A 24,336-nucleotide genomic window follows, 5' to 3' on the forward strand; every position below is an offset into this window, starting at 1 on the left:
ATTCCCCCGCTGGAGCCTGGGAATGAGAAAAAAATCAGCCTGCCGAAGAGGTTTGAAAAATAAGGAGCCCTAAAATGAATAGAATGGAAATCAAAAAAATGAGCACAGTTGAACGGCTTCAGGTTATGGAGGCGCTTTGGAACTCCCTGTTGGAAGAGGAATCCAAAATCGTATCCCCCGAATGGCATGGGAATATCCTTGAGGAAAGAAAAAGAAAAATGGAAAGTGGTGAAGCTGAATTCATATCCCTGGAAGAACTGAAAAAGAATCGCTGAATATGAATGTAAAAAGTGTCATTACCTTAAGAGAAGTTGCTGACGACCTGCAAGGCGGAAAGGTATTTTATGAACGAAGAGAAACGGGGGTTGGAGATTATTTTTGGGATAGTTTAATCAGCGATATCGAATCACTTTACATACATGCCGGCATTCACCGCAAAAAGTTTGGGCTCCACAGGATGCTTTCTAAACGATTTCCTTATGCTATCTACTACTAGATAGAGAACAAGATTGCCCAGGTTGTCGCCGTTTTGCCCATACGCCGTGATCCTGCCTGGATTAAAAGAATATTAAAAGGGAGAAGCTGATAGGTCTTCACCTTTGGATAGTTGACGATAAAGCGGGCAGGCAGGGGGGCATCGCCCGCCAAAACATCACACACCAGACAAAAAAACAACATTTTTGCTGAACATGATTTATGTTAAATGTAATGAAAAAAGAATCCGGCTTTACACTTCTTGAAATAATTCTTGTACTTGTGATTTTCAGCATCATCGTTGCGGTTGCAGGCCTGGGGATTGTCACCGGCACAAAAGGCTATGTCTTTGCCCGGCAGAACGCGCATTCCGCCCAGAAAGCGCAGATGGCGCTGGCCCGCATTACCAGGGAGTTTCAGGAACTTTATAATATAACGGCCTGCTCCGGCAGCTCTGTTTCCTTTGAGAGCGGCGACGGAGAATACATAATAGGGCTCGACGGCAGCAGGATACGCATCGCGGCAGGCGGCAGTACGCTTGCAAACGGTGATATACTCATTGACGGAATTGAAGCAAACGGATTTACCCTGACTTTTTACAAGGGTGATGAAATCTGGAATCAGGGTACTGACGATATTGACTCTTTAACTGATATTAGTATACAGATCGATATGATACGGAATGATGTCATTGGCGGGAGCCTGACTTTTTCCACGTTCGTTCACCCCAGAAATGTGGGTTATTGGTGATGGGAGCTTTGAAATTCGTGATTTCAAAAACTAATCAAAAAGGGAGTATCCTGATCGGCATTATTGCCGCCATGGTTCTTTTTGCGGCTCTCGGCACCGCCATCCTCTCCCTCACCAGCACCGCGACCATGAACCAGGTAATGGCCAACAGCACAGCCAGGGCATATTACCTGGCGGAATCCGGCTTTAGATACATACAAGGTCTTTCTTCCGGCACGGAAAGTGAAAACGCCAGGGACAGTATGCTGGAATCCCTTCACGGCCGGACTTTTACCTTGAATGATAATGAAGGAAGTTTTGACCTTGATGTTTATCCTTATTATTTAAAAGTTACCGAAGACCCCTCTGGCACAAACATTCTTAATACAAAGGCGCCCGGAGGGCTTCCCCCGGGATTCTCCCCGACCCGGGGTTACCTTAAAATAGGTTCAGGATATTATTTTTATAGTTCTGCATTCGGAATATCAGATCCCAATATTAATTTTACTATAACTTCATTACTACCCCATTTTCCTGTTGGTACTGATGTTTTTTATGTTGCAGAGACGAATAACGCTCAGACTCAGACCGTGGCTTTGGATGGATCGATCGATCTCAGGGATGATACCGCCGGGGAATTTCCCCTTCGTAATGGTTTAATTGAAATTAACGGTCATATATATTCATACAAGGAGTTTGATCTTACAGGCTACAGGTTAACAGGTATCAGGGATCCCAGAAGCAATGAAATGGAACCTTTGACTTTTGGTGCACATGAAAAAATAGTTTTACAAAAATTTACCAAAATAGAATCAACAGGCATATTCGGAGCAGGGGACTACCAGTCTGCCAGAAAGGTTGTTTACTCTGTCCCGCTTCCCATTAAATGGCAGGGTGAAAAAGTCGAATTTCCTGAAAAATTTGATGACGGCTTATCGCGGTGGACTTCAGTATTGGGCAGTCATGACGTTCCAGAGGGTTATAGCGCATTAAAGGTAACCGGCACAGGCATGGTGGGAGGATCCGATTCGGGCAGCCTGGCTGTTTTTGAATGGTTCGATACGAAAACAGAAACTAAAATAGACCTTGAATCTTCCAGTAAGCATGCCGGAACTTATTTGAGTTATGACGCCCAGGTCAAGATCGGATTCGATACCGGGGTGCCGGGTACATATATGGCAGGAATTTCGTTTCGGCTGGAGGAATTGATTGGAGAATCCGAGAGCTTTGGTATTTCGTTTTTAAAGAGCGGAGATTCTGATGCAATTCCAGATGGGTTTGTTCCTCACGAGGCAGATGGAACTCCAGTAACAAATAATCAACCAGCCATTGTTTTATGGCAAAAGATTGGCGAAGAACGAAAATGGCTGGCATATAAAAGCTTCGACGCGGTTTCTTTTTGACCCTGATAATGCCACTATTCTTGTGCGAATTATTGAAGCTGCGTCAATAAAGTTTACTGACGGTGGGGGGGTCCCTGTGATAGATGGCGATATTGTAAAAGGCCAGACAAGCGGCGCAAAGGGCAGGGTTGTTGGTTCTCCGATACTTAATGATGATGATGCTGGTAGCTGGGCAAGCAATAATGCTGCCGGGATAATTCTGCTGAATAATGTAATCGGGACATTCACTTCTGATGAAATCATTGATGTTAATAGGCCAGTAATAACCGCAACCGTGAAGACCAAGGAGATCGATGCATACAGCAAAAGAGATAATTACATCCGGGCATATTACGGAACGGCGGAGAACGTAGGGAGTCCAAGTTCTGATCCTTTGGATGATCAGCAGATGGCAACCTCCCGCGGCACAATTTTCTGGCCTCCGGATAATACGGAGGAATGGTCAGCTGCAGTTGATTATTTTACCTTGGTGGCTTGGGATGCTAATGACAATCTGAATCTACCAGGAGAAGAACAACTGGATTCAAACACCATGATCAGATCTGGCAGCCTCACCACCTCAGCCACAAAGTTTGCCAAACCGGAAATAGGCCTGCATACCTTCGGCATCAATTCAACCTCGATTTATTTTGATGATTTTGCCATGCAGGCGGTAATTCAAGCCGATCCGATAATTCCGCCGCCGGTGCAGGAGTAGAGTATAGCAAAACTATGCCAAAGAAAATAAGAGAATTGATACAAGAGCTTGTTGAGGCAGGGTTCTATGAAATCAAAGGCACAGGTAAGGGATCTCATCGAAAATATGCGCACGCCCTTTACCCGGGCGCTGTAACCATCAGCGGAAAATCAGGTGGAGATTCCAAGCAGTATCAGGAAAAACAAGTACGGCAAGCAATTGAAGAGGTAAAAAAATGAAGACGAGCGACAAATACCATAAATGGGTGGAGTGGAGTGAAGAAGATCAGGTTTACATAGGCAAGTGTCCCGATCTTATAACAGGGATTCACGGTGATGACCCACAACAGGTATATAGTGACTTATGTGAAGTAGTTGAGGATGTTATTCGCCATCTGGAGTCTAAAAAAAGTTCCCTTCCCTTCCCGCAAGTCAGACCGATGCGAGACGTAGCATAAGGTAAATGGCCGGGGACCATGCGCATAGGAAACGGATACGATGTTCACAGGCTCGTAAAGGGCCGCAAGCTCATTCTAGGCGGGGTGACAATCCCGTTTGAAAAGGGACTGCTCGGATACTCGGATGCGGATGTTCTGCTGCACGCGGTCTGTGACGCCTTGCTGGGAGCCGCGGGGCTGTGAGATATCGGCTGTCCAATTATGCCCCTATATTTAGAAATTTAAAATCATTTAGAAATTTAAAATCGAATAAAGATTGGGAATGATTTTGAGCAATGTCTTTTCAGGTCAGAGAAATATTAAGCAAAATTCGAAATAAAGAAGTAATAGCAAAAGGTACATCGGTAAAAATACGGAAGAGGCTTGAGAAATTTTATGGATCTGGTAACTGGAAAAAATGAAAGGAATTGCTAACGTACGACTTTCGGATGGTTCTGTGAAACTAACTGAAATCCATTGGTTTGAAGCTCATGGTATTGGTAAAAAAAATATCAAGGTAAAATATTACATGGAAGAATAATCATGATAAATCAATTTAAAGGAAAGAGACTCGTCATCTGCATTAACAATAAAGGAAACGAAGCATCTTTGGAGCAATGGAAGGTGTACCAATGTTTACCGGATGAGAACGCTGAGAGGCACAACGAAATCCGTGTTATTGACGAAGAAGGTGAAGATTATCTTTACCCGTCCGGTTTTTTTTCACCAGTTTCTTTAGAACCGTCTATTGCAAAAATATTCATAATGCAGAATTCAAAAAATGCTCAACAGGCATAACCGTACCATGCCGAATTTCATATTGTAATACTACAATCCATTATCCGGCAATCCGGCATTTCAAGGAGTGAATTTGAATTATAAGCGCCCAACAATCTGCTACCTTGATCGCAGAAGCCGTGCCGATTCAGAATATTTGTAGGTTTGCGGCAGCTTATCACTTTTTTGATAGTTTTTCGGATAGCGTTTGCGACAAGTGAGCAGTACGTTATGCCTATGAAAAGGGAAAAAATATGAAAAAAAGAATTTCAGTAAATCCAAAAATCCATTTTGGCAAACCTTGTATTACTAGTACTCGAATTACTGTCCAAAATATTCTTGATCGGAAGATATAAAAATTGAGACTGAAGCAGCATGAAATTCCTTGCAGATTAAGATGTTTACGCCATAACAGTCCGTTTTTTAATGGAATCAGGTCATGATGTAATTACAGCTTCTGAAATTGATTGAGACAAACAGGTTGTGAGGGAGCTGCCAAAGGGAAAAATAAATTAACCATGCGCATAGGAAACGGATATGATATTCACAGGCTCGTCAAAGGCCGCAAGCTCATTTTGGGGGGGGTGACAATCCCGTTTGAAAAGGGGCTGCTCGGACACTCGGACGCGGATGTTCTCCTGCACGCGGTTTGTGACGCCTTGCTGGGAGCCGCGGGCCTGGGAGATATCGGCTTGCATTTTCCGGATACGGACATACAATATAAGAATATTTCCAGCCTGAAGCTGCTGCGCAAAACCTGTTCCATGATAGCCGATAAGGGCTTTGCAGTGGTTAATCTGGATACTGTTATATTAGCTGAGGCTCCCAAAATTTCCCCTTACAGGGAGGAAATGAGAAAGAATATTGCCAAAGCAGCCGGAATTAAACCTGAAAATATAAACATAAAGGCTACCACCGGCGAAGGCCTTGGTTTCACAGGCAGAGGCGAAGGTATTGGAGCTATGTGTGTGGCCCTGATTGAATAACAGGAAAAAAATATGACTCTCAAGATTTACAATACTCTAAGCGGAAAAAAGGAAATTTTCAAGCCCCTGACTGAAGGCCGGGTAGGCATGTATGTATGCGGTCCGACTGTTTATGACTCATGTCATATCGGCCATGCCAGGTCTGTGGTCGTCTTTGACGTAATTTTTCGCTATTTAAAAGCACTCGGTTTTGAGGTGACCTATGTCAGGAATTTTACCGATGTTGACGACAAAATAATCAACCGGGCTAATGAACTCGGGATTAGCTCGTCGGAATTGGCAGGGAAATATATTCAGGAATTTTACGATGATATGGACGCCCTTAATGTCGAGCGGGCGACAATAGAGCCTAAAGCCACGGAAAATATTGATCAGATAGTCACTTTGATAGAAAAGCTTATATCTAAAGGGATTGCCTACCAGGTTGACGGCGATGTCTATTTTTCCGTGAAGTCCTTTGACGCGTATGGCCGGCTTTCAGGACGAAAATTGGAGGATATGATGGCCGGTGCCAGAATTGAAGTTGATCAAAGAAAAAAGAATCCCTTCGATTTCGCGCTATGGAAATCCGCCAAACCCGGTGAACCGTGCTGGGAAAGCCCCTGGGGGAAGGGAAGGCCGGGCTGGCACATTGAATGCTCGGCCATGAGCAGCGAGTATCTTGGCGAGACCCTGGATATTCACGGCGGTGGCAAGGATCTTATTTTTCCCCATCACGAAAATGAGATCGCGCAGTCGGAATCTGCTTCCGGTAAGCCTTTTGTCAGGTTCTGGGTTCATAACGGGTTTGTAAATATAAATCAGGAAAAGATGTCAAAGTCCCTTGGAAATTTTTTGATGATCAAGGATGTTATCAAAGAGTATCATCCTGAAGCTGTCAGGCTTTTTTTACTCTCCAACCATTATCGCAGCCCGGTCGATTTCACGGATCAGTCTCTTAAAGATGCTGAATCGGGTCTGGACAAAATTTATGCCCTGCTGGAACGTATAGAGAAGCAAACGGGACCAGGCCGTGAAAAAGAGCGTGAAAAAGAGGCTGTTGCAGGAGAATCGGGGAAAGGAGATATCTGGGCCCGCTTTATCGAAGCCATGGACGATGATTTTAATTCAGCGCAAGCTATCGGCATTATATTTGATTCCGTCAAAAAAATAAACCGGATGCTCAACAATAATGATATTTCTTCAAAAACCATGCAGATAATAAAAACAGGATATGGAGATATTTTAAGGACAGGCGGCATCCTTGGAATTTTGACTGAGCCGCCGGACGTTTATTTTGCAGGAAAAAAATCCACCGGGATTGAGAAAGGCGCCATTGATCCTGATTTAATCGATAAAATGGTTCTGGAAAGGAGCGCGGCCCGCACAAACAAGGACTGGGCCCGGGCTGATCAGATCAGGCAGGAGCTGCTGGATATGAATATTATTATTGAGGACAGTACTGAAGGAACTGTGTGGAAAATTGGGTGAATATTTTATAATAAGGGGAGGCAATGAGTCCAACCATATTTTATGAAAAAAGTTTCCGGTTTTTTTTCTTTTCCCGTGAAGAACCTCGCATGCACGTCCATGTTTATTGTGGAGATGGAGAGGCAAAGTTTTGGTTGAAGCCGGAAATTGAATTGGCGAAGAATTTTCAATTGTCACGTTTAAAAATCAAAAAAATAGAAAAAATTATAGAGGCACACTATGATGAGCTTACAATCGCCTGGAGCAAACACTTCGGAAGTGGAAGTAACTAATATTTCGAATCATGGGATATGGCTGCTTGCCGGAGACAAAGAGCTTTTTATGTCTTATGATGACTTTCCATGGTTCAAGGATGCCCCTGTTGGAAAAATATTCAATGTAAAAGAGCTATCTCCGGATCATTTCCATTGGCCGGATTTAGATGTGGATTTGGGCATAGAATCAATAGAACATCCGGAACGGTTTCCCTTAAAATCAGTATAGAGTATAAGGCATTATTTAATTTTCAAGCTCTGATAGGCTTCCTGGATTTCCTTAAAACGTTCTTCGGCAAGTTTTTTGAATTCGTCGCCCAGGTGCGCGACTTTATCCGGATGATACTGGTTGGCCAGTTTTCTGTAAGCTTTTTTTATCTCTTCCTGGGACGCATTTCTGCTGACATCCAGCACATTATACGGATTTTTTATTTCTGTGGAGGATGAGGATTCCTGTTTTTGTTCTTTATTATATGACTTATTATCGTTCTGGTTATATGCCTGGTTATAGGCTTGGCGGTTTTGCTGCCCGGAATAGCCGAAGCGTGAGGGTTTTTTTTTGCTCGAATAAAACTTGCGCCACATAAGCCAGAATATTACCAGATCATCGAGCCATCCCCATCCGGCAATAAAATCGGGCATTAAATCGTATGGGCAGATTATGTATAATAGCGCCAGGATAGTTAATATTATTTTCATATTCGTTGAACAGGGCTTTGTTTCAGGGTTGTGAAAAACGCCGGATACTGGATAAAAAATCTTTGTTTACGCAAACATCCTGAAGGTGGTTACTTCAGGGAGACCTATGCTGCAAAAGATGAGATAGGTGTTTGCTGTCTCAAGAGCGGCTATGACGGGCCGCGTCCTGTTTCTACAGCCATATATTTTTTGCTGCCGGGCAATGAATTTTCGGCATTCCACAGACTCCGATCCGACGAGATCTGGCATCATTACGCCGGCGTCTCACTTACAATAGAGATGCTTGCTCAAGACGGAGGATACCGTAAAGTTGTATTGGGTCTGGATTATGAAAATGGTGAGCAGCCGCAGGTTCTCATTTCTGCCGGAGTATGGTTTGCCGCGCATGTGAATGATAAAAATTCTTTTACGCTTTCAGGCTGCACTGTAGCGCCGGGCTTTAATTTCAGAGATTTCGAACTCGGCCGGCGTGCAGAGCTTGTCGAAGAGTATCCGGAATATGAGCAGCTTATTGTTCAGCTTACCCGGTGAAAATCTACAGCCCTCGCTCATCCTGGACAAGCTCCACAAAAATTCCGTCCGGGTCTTTTATAAAAAAATAGTCTATCCCTGTTTTTCCCTTATTTATCTCTATTTCTTCTGCATACCCATTTTTTATAATAAAATTTTTGGCCTCTCTTAAAGAATCGACTTGAATTCCGAAATGCCGAATGCCGATCACAGGCAGGTCGGTTTCAAGTTTTTTCATCGATTCAGGGGCCGGACGTGGGTCCGCAAAACAAAAAAGCTCCAGGATACTTTCCTTCAGTTTCAGGTGCGCTATGCTTAATGCATTGTCATCCGCTTCCCATTGCAAAATTTTTTTGAAACCGAATCCTGAATAAAATTCCATGGATTTATCAAGGTCTGTCACGCTTAATGAAATATGATGAAAATTGAACATAATTTAAAACCCTTTTTTACGATACTACGATAATTTAAAAAATATGATAATATTGTATAAGTTTTTTTGCAAGAAAGTTTAAAAGACTTTGAAAAATGCTCAATGTCGTTTAAGTTCAATCATTGACAAATGGAGTGCGGCATCATATTAATTTGGGGTGAGATCTAAAACACTTAATCAACCCAAGGGCGAAAAATTATGAAAAAAAACCGGAAGCGCCTGCTTTTGTTTCTATGCGGAGGGATTGCAGTCTGTGGAATTTTATATGTTCTCTTCAATCTTATCTTCCTGGATTTTATGGTAGATTTGTTATGGTTTGGATCCTTGAAGCTTAAAGGATACTATTTGCTTCGTTTATATTACCGTTATCTTGTATTTTCCGGCGCGACCTTGGCCTTTTTCCTGATTTTTTTCCTGAATTTCTGGACAGCCTCGCGCTATCTTGGGACTACAATCTCTTCCGCAGAGGAGACCGAGCTTGCCGGCAGACAGAAAAAGCTTAATCTCATCAGGTTGTTTCAGAGCGGTTCGCTTAAAATATATGCTCTTATTTCTTTTATACTGGCTATTTTCATAGCCATACCTTTGTATGAAAAATGGGAGTCGGCGCTTCTGTTTATTTTTGGTTCAGGCTCCGGGGTCAATGATCCGGTTTACGGGAAAGATATAAGCTATTATTTTTTTGGATATCCTGTTTATATGCTTATTCAGAACAGGCTGCTGTTGGCATTTATTCTCCTTTTTGCAGGTATCTTCATTTTATACTGGCTCGAAAAGCAGATCCTTTCCAAAGATAATAATCGGCTGCCGCGGGGTTCCAGAATACATCTTACAATCCTGGCCGGGCTGGTTGTTTTGATTGTTACCTGGGGATTTTTTCTCGAACGTTATTCCCTTTTATACAACAGCAGCCACATGCCTGTTTTTTTCGGGCCCGGATTTATTGAGATGCGGTATTATCTGCCTCTTATCTGGGCCTGGATCGCTCTCTTCGTCCTGTCCGCCGTATTGCTGATAATATATGTCCACAGGCGGAAGGGCTTAAAACCACTTTTGATCTCCGGATTATGCTTTGCTGCGGTATTATGGATAAGCAAAACATCTTTTTTACCAAATATGATCAGCAAATATATTGTTAAATCGAATCCCTTAAAGTGTGAGAGAGCCTTTATTGATAATAATATCCGGGCCACGCTGGCTGCTTTTAATCTTAATGATATAAAAAAATTGCAATATGATCTGCCGGCGGCTCCCGATATTTTGAACGACAATAAAATAGAAGAGAGTATCAGGAATATACCGGTATGGGATCGAAGCGTGCTTGGCGATGTTTATGCCCAGCTTCAAGGCTTAAGGCCGTATTATTCATTTTCCGGCGTGGCTGTGGACCGATATAAGGTTGCCGGACGCTATCAGCAGGTTTACCTGGCTGCAAGGGAATTGAATACTTCCGGGCTTCCCATGGCCGCCCGGAACTGGGAAAACAGCCATCTTTTATATACCCATGGGCTGGGAGCAGTTATGACGCCTGCGGCCCAGGGCGGAGATGAGCCGATGACCTGGTTCCTGCATGGTTTGAACAATGAATCCGACTACGGTCTCAAAACAGGCCGGGCGGATATATATTACGGCCGGGAACCTTACGGCTATTGTATTGCTCCCAATGATATCAGGGAGGGGATAAAATCAGAAGAAGATGCTGCCTTTCAAAATTATGAGGGCACAGGGGGTGTTTCTCTTTCATCCCTTATGCATAAAATATTTTTTTCCATATATTACAAGGACTCAAAAATATTTTTTACGACCAGTATAAACAAAAAGAGCAGAATCCTTTTTAGGCGGAATATCAAAGACCGTATCAGAACCATAACCCCTTATTTGCTGCTTGACGATGATCCCTATATAGTTGTTGCCGAAAGCGGGCTTTTTTGGGTGCAGGATGCTTATACGACTTCAGATAAATATCCTGTTGTCGGCTGCCTGGACTCACCATTCAGGGACGCGGAAGGTTCTGACAGCCGGTTTAATTATATCAGGAATTCCGTCAAGATCGTTGTGGATGCCTATAACGGCAGCGTTAAATACTATATCGCGGACGACCACGACCCTGTTGTTAAAGCGTATGACCGGGCATATCCCGGTTTATTCAAAAAACTGGATGAGATGCCACCGGAAATCAGGGGACATCTGCGATATCCAAAATACCTTTTTGAAATGCAGATGAATGTATATGCCCGGTATCATCAACAGGAGCCGGATATATTTTATATGCAGGAAGATACGTGGGAGTTTTCAAAGATTAATTCTTCTCCAATGAAACCTTATTATCTCACAACTTTTTTCCCTGGTTCGGAGAAGCAGGAGTTTATGCTTGTCAGCCCTATGAGTCCGGCGGGAAGGGCTAACCTTCGGGCGCTGGCCGTTGCCGGCTGTGACGGAGATAATTACGGAAAAATCTATATGTATAACTTCCCGAAAGGAAAGCAGATCAGCGGACCTTCTCAAGTAGAAGCGCTTATAGCCCAAAACGCGTTGATATCTCAAAAACTGACATTATGGGGACAGGGAGGATCTGAAGTTAAACTCGGCCGTATGATTATACTACCTGCGGGAAACTCAATTTTATATATTCAGCCCCTTTACCTTATATCAACTGCCGGAACAAAAATTCCCGAGCTTAAGCGGCTTATTGTATCCCGGGAGAATATCGTCGCAATGGAGAGCACATTGGAGGCGGGTATTAAAGATATTGATATCAGGATGAAGGCCATGCTTGAGAGAATGAGGAACCGTTATAAGATACTCCCTGTAAAACCTGAGAAAGAGCCTGAAAAAAAAAAGCCTGAATCCACGCCGGAAGATAGGGACGGCAATAGCGGCGATTCTGATGTAGAACAACATTCAATATAAAAAAGTGATTAAATTGTTATGAAAATAAAGACGGATTTTTTGATAATCGGAAGTGGTGTAGCCGGCCTCTCATTTGCATTGAAAGTGGCGGAATTCGGGAGTGTGGCACTGGTAACAAAAAAAGATGTGGAGGACAGCAACACCCAGCGCGCCCAGGGTGGAATAGCTTCGGTTTTTGGGGATATGGATTCTTTCGATCTGCATATCCAGGATACCCTTGCATCCGGAGACGGACTATGCTCTGTGGAAGTGGTTGAGATGGTAGTAAAAAACGGTCCTTCGAGAATTCGTGAACTGATAGACCTTGGGGTCAGATTTAACATCAGCGGAAATAATTCTGATGATAACGCCTCCTGTGACCTCGATCTTGGACGGGAAGGGGGGCATTCGGAAAAACGGATCGTGCATGCCCAGGATATGACCGGCCGGGAAGTTGAAAACGTACTTGTTGATCATGCCCGGAATCATAAAAATATAACACTTTATGAGAACCATATTGCAATAGATCTTATAACCTGTTCGACCAGGATGAAAAGAGGACTTATAACCACAACCCATGAAGACTTTTGTTGCGGCGCTTATGTGCTCGACCGGGAGTCCGGCCAGGTCATAACATTCAGCGCGTCCATAACCCTGTTGGCCACCGGGGGAGCCGGCAAGGTCTATCTTTATACCAGCAATCCGGATGTCGCAACCGGCGACGGCATTGCAATGGGATACAGGGCAGGGGCCACAGTGGCGAATCTTGAATTTGTGCAATTTCATCCCACCTGTCTTTTTCATCCGGATGCAAAAAATTTTCTGATTTCAGAAGCGGTGCGCGGTGAAGGCGCCGTTCTGATAGATTCCGCCGGAAGGCCGTTTATGGAGAAGTATGACCCTCTTAAGGATCTGGCCTGCCGGGATGTTGTGGCACGCGCGATCGACACGGAATTGAAGCAGAGCGGCAGCGATTCGGTTTTTCTAGATATTTCACATAAGGACTCCGGGTTTGTGAAAGAGCGCTTTCCGAATTTATATAGGAAATGCTTGACCTTCGGCATAGATATGAGCAGTGAACCGATACCGGTTGTGCCTGCGGCACATTATATGTGCGGTGGTGTTGTGACCGATATGTTCGGCCGAACCGATATAAAAAGGCTTTATGCTGTCGGCGAAACCGCCTGCACAGGACTGCACGGCGCAAACAGGCTGGCCAGCAACTCTTTGAGCGAAGCCCTGGTTTATGCGGATAAAGCAGCTAAACAGGCTCTGCATGAAATTAAAACAAAAGATTTTACTTCCACGCCCGAACCGCCCCAGTGGGATGAAACCGGAACAATCCATAGTGATGAATGTATTATGGTCTCGCACAACTGGGATGAGATACGCAGATTTATGTGGAACTATGTCGGTATAGTAAGGTCAAATAAAAGACTTGACAGGGCGCGGCGACGCATTGAAAATATTCAGAAAGAGATCCTTGCTTATTACTGGGATTTTAAGGTGGCGCCCGATCTTATTGAGCTGAGAAATATAGCCACAGTGGCGGAACTTATAATCAAATGCGCCATGCACCGGAAAGAGAGCCGGGGACTTCATTATACTTTGCAATATCCTGAAAAAGACGATCAAAGGTGGCTCAAAGATACGGTGCTTAGAAGACCCCTGGTGGGGTAACAATTTAGGTGCCCAAGCCATGCTTATGGAATCATTGAAATTATCACCGTAGGGGCGGATTCCATATCCGCCCCATCCATATCCGCTAAAAAATGATATAGGGGCAGAAAGAGGGTTCGAAATTGTGCAATCATTTAAACGGCATGCAGCAATTTAATACATAGAAAAGGTAAAACGGAATATTGTGCCGCCTTTTGGAAAACGAATGCGGGTAGGTGACGATTTGTAGCTTGTGAATAGTTTGGCATCAATTATGCAGATAATTATAATGATTATACAATGACTTCCGAAAAAGAAGCAGGTTATCGCTGGGTAATTTTATCGATCTTTGTCATATCACAATTTATACTTTCCATTGCCGGCTTCGGGTGGGGGTCCCTGGCGCCCTTTCTAAAGAAGGTGATGGCCCTCAATGCGACTCAAATCGGTTTAATAAGTTCCAGTTTCTATTTTACATCTGCCATGATCGCTTTCCCGGCAGGAGTTGCGATAGATCGCTATGGGGTAAGAGTAGGGGTCATTCTTTGGCTCGGCCTTACCGGGATACCTTTGTTTTTCTTAAGTTTTATTCATTATTATTATTTATTTCTGGTTGTTGCGGCTCTATCGGGACTCGGATACGGAATAGGCAACCCTGTTGCCTCAAAAGGGCTCTTTATATGGTTTGACCAAAGGACCAGGGGGACTGCCTTCGGAATCAGGCAGGCGGCCGTAACAGCAGGCGGAGCCGCGGCGGGAATATTTCTTGTTTATCTTTCCGAGAGAATGGGACCGTTTTCTGCTATACGTATTATAAGTCTTATGATTATAGTCGTTATGGGTTTTGCCATATTTTTTTACCGGGATCCTGCCGGAGATGGTACCGAATCAGGCAGAGTCTCCAAAAAACTCGAATTCGGAGTTCTTTTTAATAATATCCCCTTACTCCTCTTATCTGTTTACATGGCCATGCTCGCCTTGGCCCAGGGAGTCGTTATTACCTTCCTGATACTTTATCTTAATGAAAAACTTGGTTATTCATTGATTATGTCAGGTTCTTTTTTGGCAATACTGATGATAGGAGCGGCCTCCGGACGAATATTGTGGGGCATGCTCAGTGACCGCATGTTTAATGGAAGGAGAAAGCCGGTTTTGCTTATGATTCCCGCGTTTTCCTTTGCCAGTATTACGGTATTGACTTGCTGGACCAGGGAATGGCCGGACTGGCTGCTGATGATTGTTGTAATATTGACAGGGATATCAAGTGTCGGTTGGACCAGTATCGGACTTGTGACGGTTTCCGAGATCAGCGACAGAGAAAAGACTGCTTCGGCTGTGGGTCTGGCATCCACAATTGGATGGTCGGGCATGTTTATAAGCCCGATAGCTTTCGGAAGTCTGACGGATTATTTTGGCTATTTAACGGCCTGGTTCTCCATCGCTGTTTTTTGTTTATTAGCTTTTATTTTGTGCCTGTTTATACCTATAAGAACCAGGGATTAATAATACAGAAAAATTTATGTATAAGACTAATATAGTTCAGATTGTTTTAATATTTGCATTTGCAACTCTTTTTATTCCGCAACAATTATACGGGAAGATTTTTAAATATTTGGATAAAAACGGACGCACCTGTTTTGTTGATGACGAGAGTAAAATACCTCATGAATATTTTGAAAATTCAACTGTTTATCAGGATAGATTTGAAAACTTGTCCGAGGAGGAGCGGTTGAAAATATTGGAAAGGGATGCCAGACTGACCCGGGAAAAGGAAGAATTTCTTGTAAGAGAAGAAGAGGCATTAAAAAAAGAGGAAGAGCTGGCCGCCAGGGAAAAATATTTAAAGAGCCTGGAAACCGGGGTTACGATAATCGGCAATCAGGTCATTGTGCCTGTTGTATTAGGATACGGCGGCAGGGAAATTAAAGCCCGCCTACTGCTTGATACAGGTGCCTCGATAACCGCCCTGCATAGTGAGCTTGCCGAGAAGCTTTCTTTCGGGAATTCCCGGAAAATTGTCCTGCAGGGGGCGGGAGGAAATCTTTTGAATGCTGCCCTGGTTAAATTGAATTATATAAAAGTTGGTCCTGTAAAAAAGTCGGATGTTTATGCAGGAATAATTGATCGCAATGGGCCCAGTGTGAATCACGGCGGCCTGCTCGGTATGAATTTTTTGCGCGGCCTCGATTACACCATAGATTTTAATAAAAAGACTATTAAATGGAGACCAAAGCAGTAAGAATTACTTCTTATATATACCTCGAAAGGCCATGCGCTTTTTCAATGGCCCTGAACATCAAAGAGGCTGCCCCTTGTTCGTCCCCTTATCTGAAAATCTATAGTTGTAAAAGGATATGTTCATGAAAATAAATCTGCAGGAAAAGCGAAAAGCGGTTATACTTTCAAGCGGAGGGCTTGATTCCACAACCGTGATGTATCTTGTAAAAAATCAAGGGTATGCCATCTACAGTTTAAGCTTCAACTATGGACAGCGCCATAAACATGAACTTAATGCCGCAAAAAGATTGGCGAATATAATAGGCGCGTCAAAACATCTGGTGTTGAATATCGAACTTGATAAAATAGGCGGTTCGGCCCTGACAGATAATATTGATGTGCCCAAAATAGATAAAAAGCCTGGATATGACAATGAAATCCCCGTAACATACGTTCCTGCCAGAAATACAATATTTCTTTCTTACGCTCTGGCCTGGGCCGAAGTCCTAGGCGCGTCAAATATATTTATCGGCGTTAATGCGCTTGATTACAGCGGTTATCCGGATTGCAGACCCGAATATATAAAAGCTTATGAAAAAATGGCCAACCTGGCTACAAGAACAGGTGTGGAAGGTACCACAAAAATTAAAATAGTAACTCCTCTTATAAATTTGACTAAAGCGGAAATTATTAAAAAAGGGATTGCACTCGGAATCGATTATTCTCTCACCCACTCATGTTATGATCCCTCAATTTATGGAAAAGCATGCGGCCTCTGTGAGAGTTGCAAGCTGAGGGAAAGGGGCTTCCGGGAAGCAGGAATCGAAGACCCGACCATATACGAATCCTGCTCTTCCTCAAGCGAAGCGCTCCTCAAGGCCGAAGGCCGCCCCTCAAGCGCAGCGCCCCCAACCCGGGGTGGTGAAAAAAATGTTCAGTAATTTCATATATTTCATCATAGCATTACTCATCTACACTACCTACCAGCCTACGGAAACGCCTTTATTCTCATATTTTGAAAGACTCTTCCTGTTTCTATTTCTTTCGATCATATTTGCATGTTTTACATGGTACGAATTTGTTAGGCTCAAAAAAAAAATATCAGTAATAAGGTTTGCCGACAGCGATTACAGATTTAACGCTCTTGTAACCAGGCATTCCGTCATGGCAATCCTGCTATTTACATTTGAAATATACGGCTTGCAACTCCCCGCCTTTTTTTTTGATATACAGATATTTACAAGTCTTCCTACAATTACGGCGCTGATCTTTATCATGCTCTTTATGCTGTATCTTATAATTGTATGGTCGGCTTCGTACGAATTTTATCAAAAAAAGTACCTGGCCGGAATAACACGGCGTTCGTATATATTTTCCAATATTTCGTTCGCAGCCCCGGTAATTTTGCCGTGGCTGTTGTTATCTGCAATTCTGGATATTATAAACCTGCTTCCCTTTGACGCTCCAGGACGAATACTCTCCACAACAGCCGGGGAGTCTATCTTTTTTCTCATGTTTCTATTTGCAGTTGCTTACACGGGGCCTGCATTAATCCCTAAAATATGGGGATGCCGACCTTTGGAACCGGGTTATTTCAGAACCAGAATTGAAAGGCTGTGCAAAAAAGCGGGTATTGAATTTACTGATATTCTCTACTGGCCCATATTCGGCGGAAGAATGATTACGGCCGGTGTTATGGGTATTACTAAAAGATTTCGTTATATTTTAGTTACAGATGCGCTTTTAAGAATGCTTGAACCTGACGAACTGGACATGGTAATTAGCCATGAGATCGGTCATGTAAAAAAAAAGCATCTTATATTTTATCTTCTATTTTTTGCCGGATACATGCTGATTGCATACGTAGTCATGGATTTGATAATCATGTCAGCACTCTATTCGGAGTTTATCTTCAATCTTATCGGCAGCTATGGTTCCGACCAGGGAACCAGATCTTCAATAATCTTCAGTTTTATTATGGTTTTTATTTTTGTAATATACTTCAGATACCTTTTCGGCTATTTCATGCGCAACTTTGAACGTCAGGCCGACACATATGTATATACTCTTTTTAACAATGCCGCCCCTCTTATTTCCACATTTAAAAAAATAGCCTTATCCAGCGGGCAATCCCCGGATAAACCATGCTGGCACCACTTCAGCATTACAAAAAGAATAAATTTTCTTGAAAAATGCGAAACCGACCGGAGCTGGATTCAAAGGCATGACAGAAACATAAAAAAAAGCATTACCGCCTATGTTGTTGCAATGCTTTTCATCGGGGGAATCGGCTACCAGTTAAACTTCGGTTGGGTAGGCCAGGTTTTTGAGAAACATTTTATTGAAAAAATAATAAAGCGGGAAATAAAGAACAATCCGGACAACCCGAATTTTTACAAAATTATGGGAGATTTGTTTTATGAGCATATGGAATATTCGAAGGCTGTTGCTTTTTATGAAAAATCGCTGTCGCTCGATCCGGATAATCCTGAGATCCTGAACAACCTTGCCTGGATACTGGCAACATGCGATGACAGGATGCTATCTGATCCTGCAAGGAGTATAAGGCTGGCGCAAAGGGCGGCGCTCTTAAAAAAATCACCCCATATCCTCGATACCCTTGCAGAGAGCTACTATATGTCAGGTATGTATGCCGAGGCCGTAAAAACAGGTCGGGAGGCCTTGAAACTTGTAAAAACAGACAAAGACAAAGCCTATTACAAAAAACAGTTGGAAAAATTTAAACAGGCACTACTTAATGCAGACCTTTCTGACCTGCATCAGATCGCATTTGCCGCTAAAAATTTTTTCGATCCCATCCTGTTTTAGAGTTGTCATACCGTCTTTGATTGCCTGTTCTCGGAGTATTTCCATTCTTGAGCTTTCCTGTATCAACTTTTTCTGTTCATCCGTGCCCATCAGGAGCTCATGGATTCCCATCCGGCCCCGGTATCCTGTTTCATGACAGGCATCACATCCTTTAGGTTTGTAAAGAGTCAGATCCTCTGTATAGGGGATATTTACTTTTTCCATGAAAATTTCTTCACCACCGTATTCCCTTAGCAGTTCATCATATTCTTTTCTGGAAGGGTGATATTCCTCCTTGCAGTCTTTGCATAGTGTCCGCACAAGACGCTGTGCCAGTATACACAAAATAGCATCGGCAAAATTAAAAGGATCCATCCCCATGTCCAGGAGCCTTGTTACACTCTCCGGTGCGCTGTTGGTATGGAGGGTTGACAATACCAGGTGGCCTGTCAAAGAGGCTTCTATCCCTATTTGAGTGGTCTCCTTGTCACGCATTTCGCCAACCATTATAACATCAGGGTCGGCCCGTAAAAATGACCTCATGGCCGAAGCAAAATCAAACCCTATCTTAGGCTGGACCTGGACCTGCCTTAATCCGGTCTGTGTTATTTCAACCGGATCCTCAGCAGTCCAGATTTTTGTCTCGGTCTTGTTGATATATCCCAGCGCCGAATGGAGGGTCGTTGTCTTTCCTGAACCGGTTGGACCGCAAACAAATATGATGCCATATGGCTGTACAATAACACTAAGAAAATTTTCATAATTTTTCTTGGAAAACCCCATTTCGGACAGAGGAATGGGGTCACCTGCAGCAAGAATACGCATTACGATGTCCTCAACTCCGCCCTGGGTGGGAACAGTCGCCACCCTGAGCTCAACATCAAGACCGCCGTATTTTTTAAACTTGATTTTTCCGTCCTGGGGTTTGCGACGTTCCGCAATATCAAGATTCGACATAATTTTAATGCGGGAGATCACTGCGTTTTTATAACTGTACGGTATAGTCTGATAAAGTGTGCAACTGCCGTCGACCCTGATGCGCACTTCCGTATTTTTTTTGCCGGGATATGGTTCAATATGAATATCAGATGCGCCTCGGGCATAAGCATCAAGAATTATTTTGTTAACAAGCTGGACAACAGCATTGTCATCTTCTGTAACCAGGGCAGTTTCTTCATCTATATCATCGTCTTCATCCCGGAGCTGCGAAATAATAGATTCAATTCCGGCCAATTCCTTTTCATCCTGGGTAAAGAGTTTGATAAAATCCAGGATATCCTCTTTAATGGCCACTTTGAATTCTATCTTTTTGCCGGGAAAAAGAGATTTTATAACATCGATTTTTTGCAGATCATGGGGATTATCAACCAGGATAATAAGCTTGTCATTTTCAGAACGTAAGGGAACCCATGCATTGGTTCGTATAAAGGGTATTTTTAATCCCTTCAGCAGCTCTCCGGGAATAGCTGTATTATTGTTATATTCAACGAATGGAATATTATAATACCGGCTGAGGGATTTGCCGATATCATTTTTGGAAACCTTTAATTTTTTAATCAGGAAAAATTCAATAGATGCATTCTCCTTTTTTGCATCCACCATAGCCTTTTTCAGCTCTTTCTGGGTAATAATATAATTTTCAAGGAGATGATTGAATTTATTAATATTCCCTTTTATAACCCTTTTCCGATTATACAGAGCAATTCCGATAGTCTTTGCAAGTTCCTTAATATGCTCCTCATCAGACCTGTCATAGTCACCACCTGTTTTTTTATTTATAAGTTGAAGTGCCCCAAGCATGAATGTTCTATATATAATAGGAGCCACCATTACCTGGCGGGTCGTAAAACCGGTCTTGATATCCCATATAGGGTCAAACTTTAATTCGAGGTCAATGGCGGACAGCTCTTTTTTATCGTATGCATTTTTAATATTAATAAGTTTCTGTTTATGTGCCGAATATCCCGCAATTGTGCCGGCAGATAGGGGTATTCTTATTTCATTAACTTCATTACCTGATTTAAATTTGGAGACTAGTTCACGCTTTATCCCGTCAACCACAAATAGAGTTAACCGCTCGGAGTTAAAGAGCGCAGTAATCTCGTTTGTCAATTCGGCAAACACATGATCAACATTTGTCGCAGAATAGATTCTGGTGCATACATTTTGAAATTTCTTGCCGAATTCAGCCTCCGAATTTATCTGTTCTCCGCCTGCCCTGTCCGTATAAAGAGCATCGGTCTTCTCTGCCTGATCTGAGGCTGAAGTATGGGGAGTATCGGTTTTGTTGGTATTACCCGAAGCAGTTGTATAAAGAGCATCGGTTTTCGCAGATTGCTTTGAAGTGCTGGTGTATAGTGCGTCTGTTTTCATAGGCTATTTTCAAAAAAAGTATCGATTAATTAACAACCCACAAATAAAGCAAACTTCGTGCCTAAAACAAAAAATATGGAATATAATTTATATAAAAATAGTGAATTTTGGGCATCCTTCATTTGTCGTTGACACTTTTGAAACAACAATGGAACAGCGATGTACACAGATAAACACAGATGGGCTATAGCAGATGAGTTTGGTTTTTAAAAAAGTGTGAAGTACTTTTGAAGTAATATGAATAATGTTAATATAATTATTCAGAATTTTTTTTATGCAGATCGCGGCAATTTGTGAAAATTTTTTTAATACCCCCGCCCAGCAGCAGGATACCGATAAGGTAAAAAGAAAACCTGATAAAAAACAGGTTTGATGAAAAAAAACCCGATTTTTCTATATCAGCCATTTTTTGAGGTATTGCAAAAAAGACGCCCAATCCCGCTGCAAACAGGAGAATACCCCATACTATTTGAATAATCGTTTTATTATCAGACATAAGCATATACTTAAAAGAATGCCGAGACCATTAAGGCCCCAATGGATTGAATTGGCGGAGAGAGAGGGATTCGAACCCTCGGTGAGGTATAACCCCCACACTCGCTTAGCAGGCGAGCGCCTTCAGCCAGCTCGGCCATCTCTCCGCAATTATGTGACCTTTAAGGGTTTAATTGTGAGTGGCGGAGGGAGTAGGATTTGAACCCACGGAGCCATTAGCTCAACGGTTTTCAAGACCGCCGCCTTAAACCACTCGGCCATCCCTCCGTTAGAATTTTTCTTTTACCACCGGATAAACCTGTGGTCAATATTAAACCTGCCGGCTGATCGTATTTTTTTATAGATTACAGATTATATAAAAATATCTTCTTGACAATGGAGTAAAAAAGTTTGAAAAAAAGAAATTTATAAATATTTTAAGATATTGATATGAATAACCAAAAAATGGGGAATAAAAAAGACGAAAGAAGGGGGGAACAGAGAAAAATAACCGATTTATATTATAGCGTTGAATTTTCTATTAAGGGGCTGGCATATTTTTACCAATTTAAATTGAGAGATATATCGCAAAATGGTCTCTGTATAATGGTAAAGGAAGGTTCACCGGTCCTGCAGAATATCAAAGTTGGTAATTTGTTGGATATGAAGTATTACTCGGTCGAAACACCGGATAAAACCGATAAAATTATTACAAAGGTCAAACATATAACAAAACATGCTCAAGGCCGATTTCAGGGTCACAGTCTGGTGGGGCTTGAAATACTCAAAAAAGAATAAAACAAACTCGGATCATAGCGGATTATTGTGGAGATTCTATTTCTTGAGCATATACTAATTAAACTTATGCCATCAGGTATTAGCTTTTAGCGTTAATAACAGCTAAAAGCTAAGTGCTAATAGCTGTTCATCATGGATTACCACACTAACCCGTGATGAACCACAAACTCCCGGTATATCTGAAAATCTATAATAAAGAGACATCTGTCCAGGATATTTCGTTCACACCATCTATCTGTCTCAACTCCCTGGCTATCTCCCGCCGCCGATCAACCCCTTTGGAGACCAGTTTTATATCGTACAAAGTGATGTTATTTAAAATATCTCTGCGAAAATTTACAAATTCGACAGACAGGTTTTCATATTCATCGAGAAGTTTTTCAATGTGACTGAAATCGCAAATCCGCGTATTGACCTGCAGGGTGATGTGCGTATAAACCTCCTTTAAAATACTCGATTTAAATCTCCTAAGTCCATAAAGAACAATAATGGCAATAAATATTGTTATTACCGCAGGCGCATAAAAACCGGAGCCGACAGCAAGCCCCACTCCAGTCAGAAGCCACAAACCAGCTGCCGTTGTCAAACCTCTAACAGAGACTCCCGATTTCATAATTGCTCCAGCGCCCAGAAAACCCATGCTTGCTATGGCATATGAAGCGATACGTGCGGGGTCCAGCCGGGCAACGGATTGCTGGTCAAGATGCCTGAAAAGAACCTCCATGTTCATGGATAGCTGCATCATAAGACATGCGCTCATGCAAATCAGAATATTTGTTCTGAAACCGGCGCCCTGCCTGTGCATTTCACGCTCAAAACCTATAACACCGCCCAAAAAAGCAGCTAAAAGCAACTCCAGGGAAAACCGTATAATCTCGCGTGCAAATTAAAAGATCCCATATTCACTCCTCAAGCGCAGCGCCCTTAAAGGCCGCAGGCCGTCCCTAAAGCAAAGCGCTCCTCAAGGCCGAAGGCCGTTCCCAAAGGCCGAAGGCCGCTCCATAATCCAGCGAAATATCTTGCCCAACCGTGCCTCTTTTGCGCGCAGCGCGCCATGTGGACAGACTTCGATACAGCAATAACACCTTATGCAGCTGTTATAGTCAAAAATAATCTTTTTCTTGTTGAGAGTAATTGCCCTGGCCGGACAATAATCCCGGCATTCCCCGCATAACCGGCAGATGCTTTTATTTACAATAGGCCTTTGGGACAGATATTTTCTTGTAAATCCATGCAGGAATCGAGGCCCGAATGTAAGATCACCAAGTTCCGGAAACCTGAAATCATTAACAATCTGAAAATCGCCGCTAATATAGATTTCTTGGTCGATAAGTCCGAGTCTTTGGGCGGCCCTATTGGTTGGAAGCATATCACTTTTTAGCCCCAGCATACTGCATACCGCCAGATCCACAGCCAAAGCACTTCTGCTCCCGGCGATCACACCTGTATGCCGTGGAGTTCCACTCTTGCCGGGGCCATCTCCTTCCATGGCGAGAATCCCGTCAAGAATAGTAAGCGAAGGTTTAACGGCTTCGTGAATCTGTACCAGTAGTTTCGCAAAGACCTCCCGGTCAACACCTGCCCTGAAATGCCATCCAGGCTTATTAAAACCTATAATACATCCAAAAAGATTTTTTACCCCAAGAGTCAAAAGCATTTGGGCATGTGTTTTGAGCTTTGCAATATTAATGACCAGGTCGGCCTCCACGGCATCTTTGGCAATATCGATTCTGCCAAAAGGGTCTCCGATATCCACCTTGACAGATTCTTTGAACTCCTTAAAAACAACATCAATACCTTCAAAGATTTTTTCATATGTTCCCTCTTTAAGAACTTTGCTGAATGATCCCACCGCCGGACTGTCTGAAATCTGGACATGCCCTCCTTTGTCAAGCACATATTCAGCTACGGCTTTTACAACCATGGGGTGGGTTAAAATAGCTTTGTCCGGCCCGGCCGGTAAAAGGAGGTTTGGTTTTATCAATACCCGTGCTCCTTTTTGTATAAAATCTCCCCCCAACCCATCTATAATATCAGATACAAGAGTCTTTAATGCCCCATAATCATAGGAGGCGTTTCTGAAAATTACATTTATCATGTTCAGCCTTTTAGCATAGTTTAACAAATATCAAATTTATGGGGAAAAACCGATCAAGAAATGGTCAGGTTTATATGGAGGGAAGTTTGGAAACTTTGGTGTGGGGCTCGCTTAAAAACAACGTTTTATTAAAAAAAACCGGCCTTGGGAAAGGAACCGGTCTTTTTTAATAA

At 42.8% G+C, this 24,336-nt stretch carries 26 protein-coding genes, 2 tRNA genes and 1 pseudogene; 21 read left to right on the forward strand and 8 right to left on the reverse strand.

Translation table 11 applies throughout. The features are described from left to right. Window positions 1-74: 74 nt before the first annotated feature. The 13 genes and pseudogenes from BuS5_RS03585 to BuS5_RS03635 all read left to right on the forward strand — a co-directional run bounded on the left by BuS5_RS03585 (window position 75) and on the right by BuS5_RS03635 (window position 7,434). On the forward strand, window positions 75-275 hold the full coding sequence (locus BuS5_RS03585) for an addiction module protein (protein WP_027353387.1): 201 nt from the start codon (window positions 75-77) through the stop codon (window positions 273-275). Between the two features lie 433 nt (window positions 276-708). Beyond that, a complete protein-coding gene (locus BuS5_RS03590) occupies window positions 709-1,224 on the forward strand; it encodes a PulJ/GspJ family protein (protein ID WP_198012203.1) in 516 nt (171 codons plus the stop codon). A gap of 17 nt (window positions 1,225-1,241) precedes the next feature. Next, the gene (locus tag BuS5_RS03595; RefSeq protein WP_157487340.1) at window positions 1,242-2,606 is read left to right on the forward strand and encodes a hypothetical protein; all 1,365 of its coding nucleotides are present in this window, start codon (window positions 1,242-1,244) and stop codon (window positions 2,604-2,606) included. Further along, complete coding sequence (locus BuS5_RS03600; protein WP_027353390.1) at window positions 2,551-3,303, forward strand: hypothetical protein; 753 nt, start codon at window positions 2,551-2,553, stop codon at window positions 3,301-3,303. Before BuS5_RS03595 ends, BuS5_RS03600 begins: the two co-directional genes overlap by 56 nt. 14 nt (window positions 3,304-3,317) lie before the next feature. Then, a complete protein-coding gene (locus BuS5_RS03605; RefSeq protein WP_027353391.1) occupies window positions 3,318-3,521 on the forward strand; it encodes a type II toxin-antitoxin system HicA family toxin in 204 nt (67 codons plus the stop codon). Then, window positions 3,518-3,739, forward strand: a complete 222-nt coding sequence (locus BuS5_RS03610) for a pilus assembly protein HicB (protein WP_027353392.1) — start codon at window positions 3,518-3,520, stop codon at window positions 3,737-3,739. The genes BuS5_RS03605 and BuS5_RS03610 overlap by 4 nt, the downstream gene beginning before the upstream one ends. Window positions 3,740-3,757: 18 nt before the next feature. Then, window positions 3,758-3,919, forward strand: a pseudogene (locus tag BuS5_RS03615) (2-C-methyl-D-erythritol 2,4-cyclodiphosphate synthase); the annotation flags it as partial. Window positions 3,920-4,261: 342 nt separating this feature from the next. Beyond that, complete coding sequence (locus tag BuS5_RS03620; protein WP_035264740.1) at window positions 4,262-4,516, forward strand: hypothetical protein; 255 nt, start codon at window positions 4,262-4,264, stop codon at window positions 4,514-4,516. Between the two features lie 233 nt (window positions 4,517-4,749). Continuing rightward, on the forward strand, window positions 4,750-4,851 hold the full coding sequence (locus tag BuS5_RS20330) for a DUF433 domain-containing protein (protein WP_084445730.1): 102 nt from the start codon (window positions 4,750-4,752) through the stop codon (window positions 4,849-4,851). A 162-nt stretch (window positions 4,852-5,013) separates the two neighbouring features. Further along, a complete protein-coding gene (ispF, locus tag BuS5_RS03625; protein ID WP_027353393.1) occupies window positions 5,014-5,481 on the forward strand; it encodes a 2-C-methyl-D-erythritol 2,4-cyclodiphosphate synthase in 468 nt (155 codons plus the stop codon). A 12-nt stretch (window positions 5,482-5,493) separates the two neighbouring features. Next, complete coding sequence (gene cysS, locus BuS5_RS03630; protein ID WP_027353394.1) at window positions 5,494-6,951, forward strand: cysteine--tRNA ligase; 1,458 nt, start codon at window positions 5,494-5,496, stop codon at window positions 6,949-6,951. Between the two features lie 89 nt (window positions 6,952-7,040). Further along, entirely contained in the window at window positions 7,041-7,223 is a 183-nt protein-coding gene (locus tag BuS5_RS20335) for a DUF4160 domain-containing protein (protein ID WP_369707406.1), read from the forward strand. Continuing rightward, entirely contained in the window at window positions 7,171-7,434 is a 264-nt protein-coding gene (locus BuS5_RS03635) for a DUF2442 domain-containing protein (protein WP_198012204.1), read from the forward strand. Before BuS5_RS20335 ends, BuS5_RS03635 begins: the two co-directional genes overlap by 53 nt. A gap of 11 nt (window positions 7,435-7,445) precedes the next feature. Here BuS5_RS03635 and BuS5_RS03640 read toward each other — a convergent pair whose 3' ends face one another. Beyond that, window positions 7,446-7,904: a DnaJ domain-containing protein gene (locus tag BuS5_RS03640; protein WP_084445733.1), complete on the reverse strand. Its 459-nt coding sequence runs from the start codon at window positions 7,902-7,904 to the stop codon at window positions 7,446-7,448. Window positions 7,905-7,934: 30 nt separating this feature from the next. Here BuS5_RS03640 and BuS5_RS03645 point away from each other — a divergent pair, with 30 nt between their 5' ends. After that, entirely contained in the window at window positions 7,935-8,435 is a 501-nt protein-coding gene (locus tag BuS5_RS03645) for a cupin domain-containing protein (RefSeq protein WP_035264744.1), read from the forward strand. 4 nt (window positions 8,436-8,439) lie between these two features. Here the strand turns inward: BuS5_RS03645 and BuS5_RS03650 are convergent, their stop codons facing one another. Then, window positions 8,440-8,847 carry a VOC family protein gene (locus BuS5_RS03650; RefSeq protein ID WP_051374645.1) on the reverse strand — a complete coding sequence of 136 codons (408 nt, stop codon included), beginning with the start codon at window positions 8,845-8,847 and terminating at the stop codon, window positions 8,440-8,442. 198 nt (window positions 8,848-9,045) lie between these two features. On the opposite strand from BuS5_RS03650, the gene BuS5_RS03655 reads away from it, so the two are divergent. The 6 genes from BuS5_RS03655 (at window position 9,046) to BuS5_RS03680 (ending at window position 18,441) form a co-directional block, all read left to right on the forward strand. Continuing rightward, the gene (locus BuS5_RS03655; protein WP_051374646.1) at window positions 9,046-11,757 is read left to right on the forward strand and encodes a UPF0182 family protein; all 2,712 of its coding nucleotides are present in this window, start codon (window positions 9,046-9,048) and stop codon (window positions 11,755-11,757) included. A gap of 18 nt (window positions 11,758-11,775) precedes the next feature. Further along, the gene (nadB, locus tag BuS5_RS03660) at window positions 11,776-13,416 is read left to right on the forward strand and encodes an L-aspartate oxidase (RefSeq protein ID WP_027353399.1); all 1,641 of its coding nucleotides are present in this window, start codon (window positions 11,776-11,778) and stop codon (window positions 13,414-13,416) included. Between the two features lie 279 nt (window positions 13,417-13,695). Further along, window positions 13,696-14,898, forward strand: a complete 1,203-nt coding sequence (locus BuS5_RS03665) for an MFS transporter (RefSeq protein ID WP_027353400.1) — start codon at window positions 13,696-13,698, stop codon at window positions 14,896-14,898. Between the two features lie 16 nt (window positions 14,899-14,914). Continuing rightward, the gene (locus BuS5_RS03670; protein ID WP_051374647.1) at window positions 14,915-15,634 is read left to right on the forward strand and encodes a retropepsin-like aspartic protease; all 720 of its coding nucleotides are present in this window, start codon (window positions 14,915-14,917) and stop codon (window positions 15,632-15,634) included. A 121-nt stretch (window positions 15,635-15,755) separates the two neighbouring features. Further along, the gene (gene queC, locus BuS5_RS03675; RefSeq protein ID WP_198012205.1) at window positions 15,756-16,553 is read left to right on the forward strand and encodes a 7-cyano-7-deazaguanine synthase QueC; all 798 of its coding nucleotides are present in this window, start codon (window positions 15,756-15,758) and stop codon (window positions 16,551-16,553) included. Beyond that, window positions 16,543-18,441 (forward strand): M48 family metallopeptidase, encoded by a 1,899-nt coding sequence (locus BuS5_RS03680; RefSeq protein ID WP_051374648.1) that lies wholly within the window; start codon window positions 16,543-16,545, stop codon window positions 18,439-18,441. Before queC ends, BuS5_RS03680 begins: the two co-directional genes overlap by 11 nt. Here the strand turns inward: BuS5_RS03680 and BuS5_RS03685 are convergent. The 4 genes from BuS5_RS03685 to BuS5_RS03700 all read right to left on the reverse strand — a co-directional run bounded on the left by BuS5_RS03685 (window position 18,364) and on the right by BuS5_RS03700 (window position 21,555). Further along, complete coding sequence (locus BuS5_RS03685) at window positions 18,364-20,793, reverse strand: GspE/PulE family protein (protein WP_084445739.1); 2,430 nt, start codon at window positions 20,791-20,793, stop codon at window positions 18,364-18,366. The genes BuS5_RS03680 and BuS5_RS03685 overlap by 78 nt on opposite strands. Before the next feature lie 256 nt (window positions 20,794-21,049). Next, window positions 21,050-21,289, reverse strand: coding sequence for a hypothetical protein (locus BuS5_RS03690; RefSeq protein WP_027353403.1), 240 nt, complete (start codon window positions 21,287-21,289; stop codon window positions 21,050-21,052). A gap of 52 nt (window positions 21,290-21,341) precedes the next feature. Next, a tRNA-Ser gene (locus BuS5_RS03695) sits at window positions 21,342-21,434 on the reverse strand. A gap of 34 nt (window positions 21,435-21,468) precedes the next feature. Continuing rightward, a tRNA-Ser gene (locus tag BuS5_RS03700) sits at window positions 21,469-21,555 on the reverse strand. A 162-nt stretch (window positions 21,556-21,717) separates the two neighbouring features. Here BuS5_RS03700 and BuS5_RS03705 point away from each other — a divergent pair. Then, window positions 21,718-22,065, forward strand: a complete 348-nt coding sequence (locus BuS5_RS03705; protein WP_027353404.1) for a PilZ domain-containing protein — start codon at window positions 21,718-21,720, stop codon at window positions 22,063-22,065. Between the two features lie 187 nt (window positions 22,066-22,252). Here the strand turns inward: BuS5_RS03705 and BuS5_RS03710 are convergent, their stop codons facing one another. Together BuS5_RS03710 and BuS5_RS03715 are read right to left on the reverse strand one after the other, a co-directional pair. Continuing rightward, window positions 22,253-22,918, reverse strand: coding sequence for an MgtC/SapB family protein (locus BuS5_RS03710; RefSeq protein ID WP_051374650.1), 666 nt, complete (start codon window positions 22,916-22,918; stop codon window positions 22,253-22,255). 108 nt (window positions 22,919-23,026) lie between these two features. Then, complete coding sequence (locus BuS5_RS03715) at window positions 23,027-24,163, reverse strand: DUF362 domain-containing protein (RefSeq protein ID WP_051374651.1); 1,137 nt, start codon at window positions 24,161-24,163, stop codon at window positions 23,027-23,029. Between the last annotated feature and the right edge of the window lie 173 nt (window positions 24,164-24,336).

Source organism: Desulfosarcina sp. BuS5, from assembly GCF_028752835.1.
Lineage (GTDB): Bacteria > Desulfobacterota > Desulfobacteria > Desulfobacterales > BuS5 > BuS5.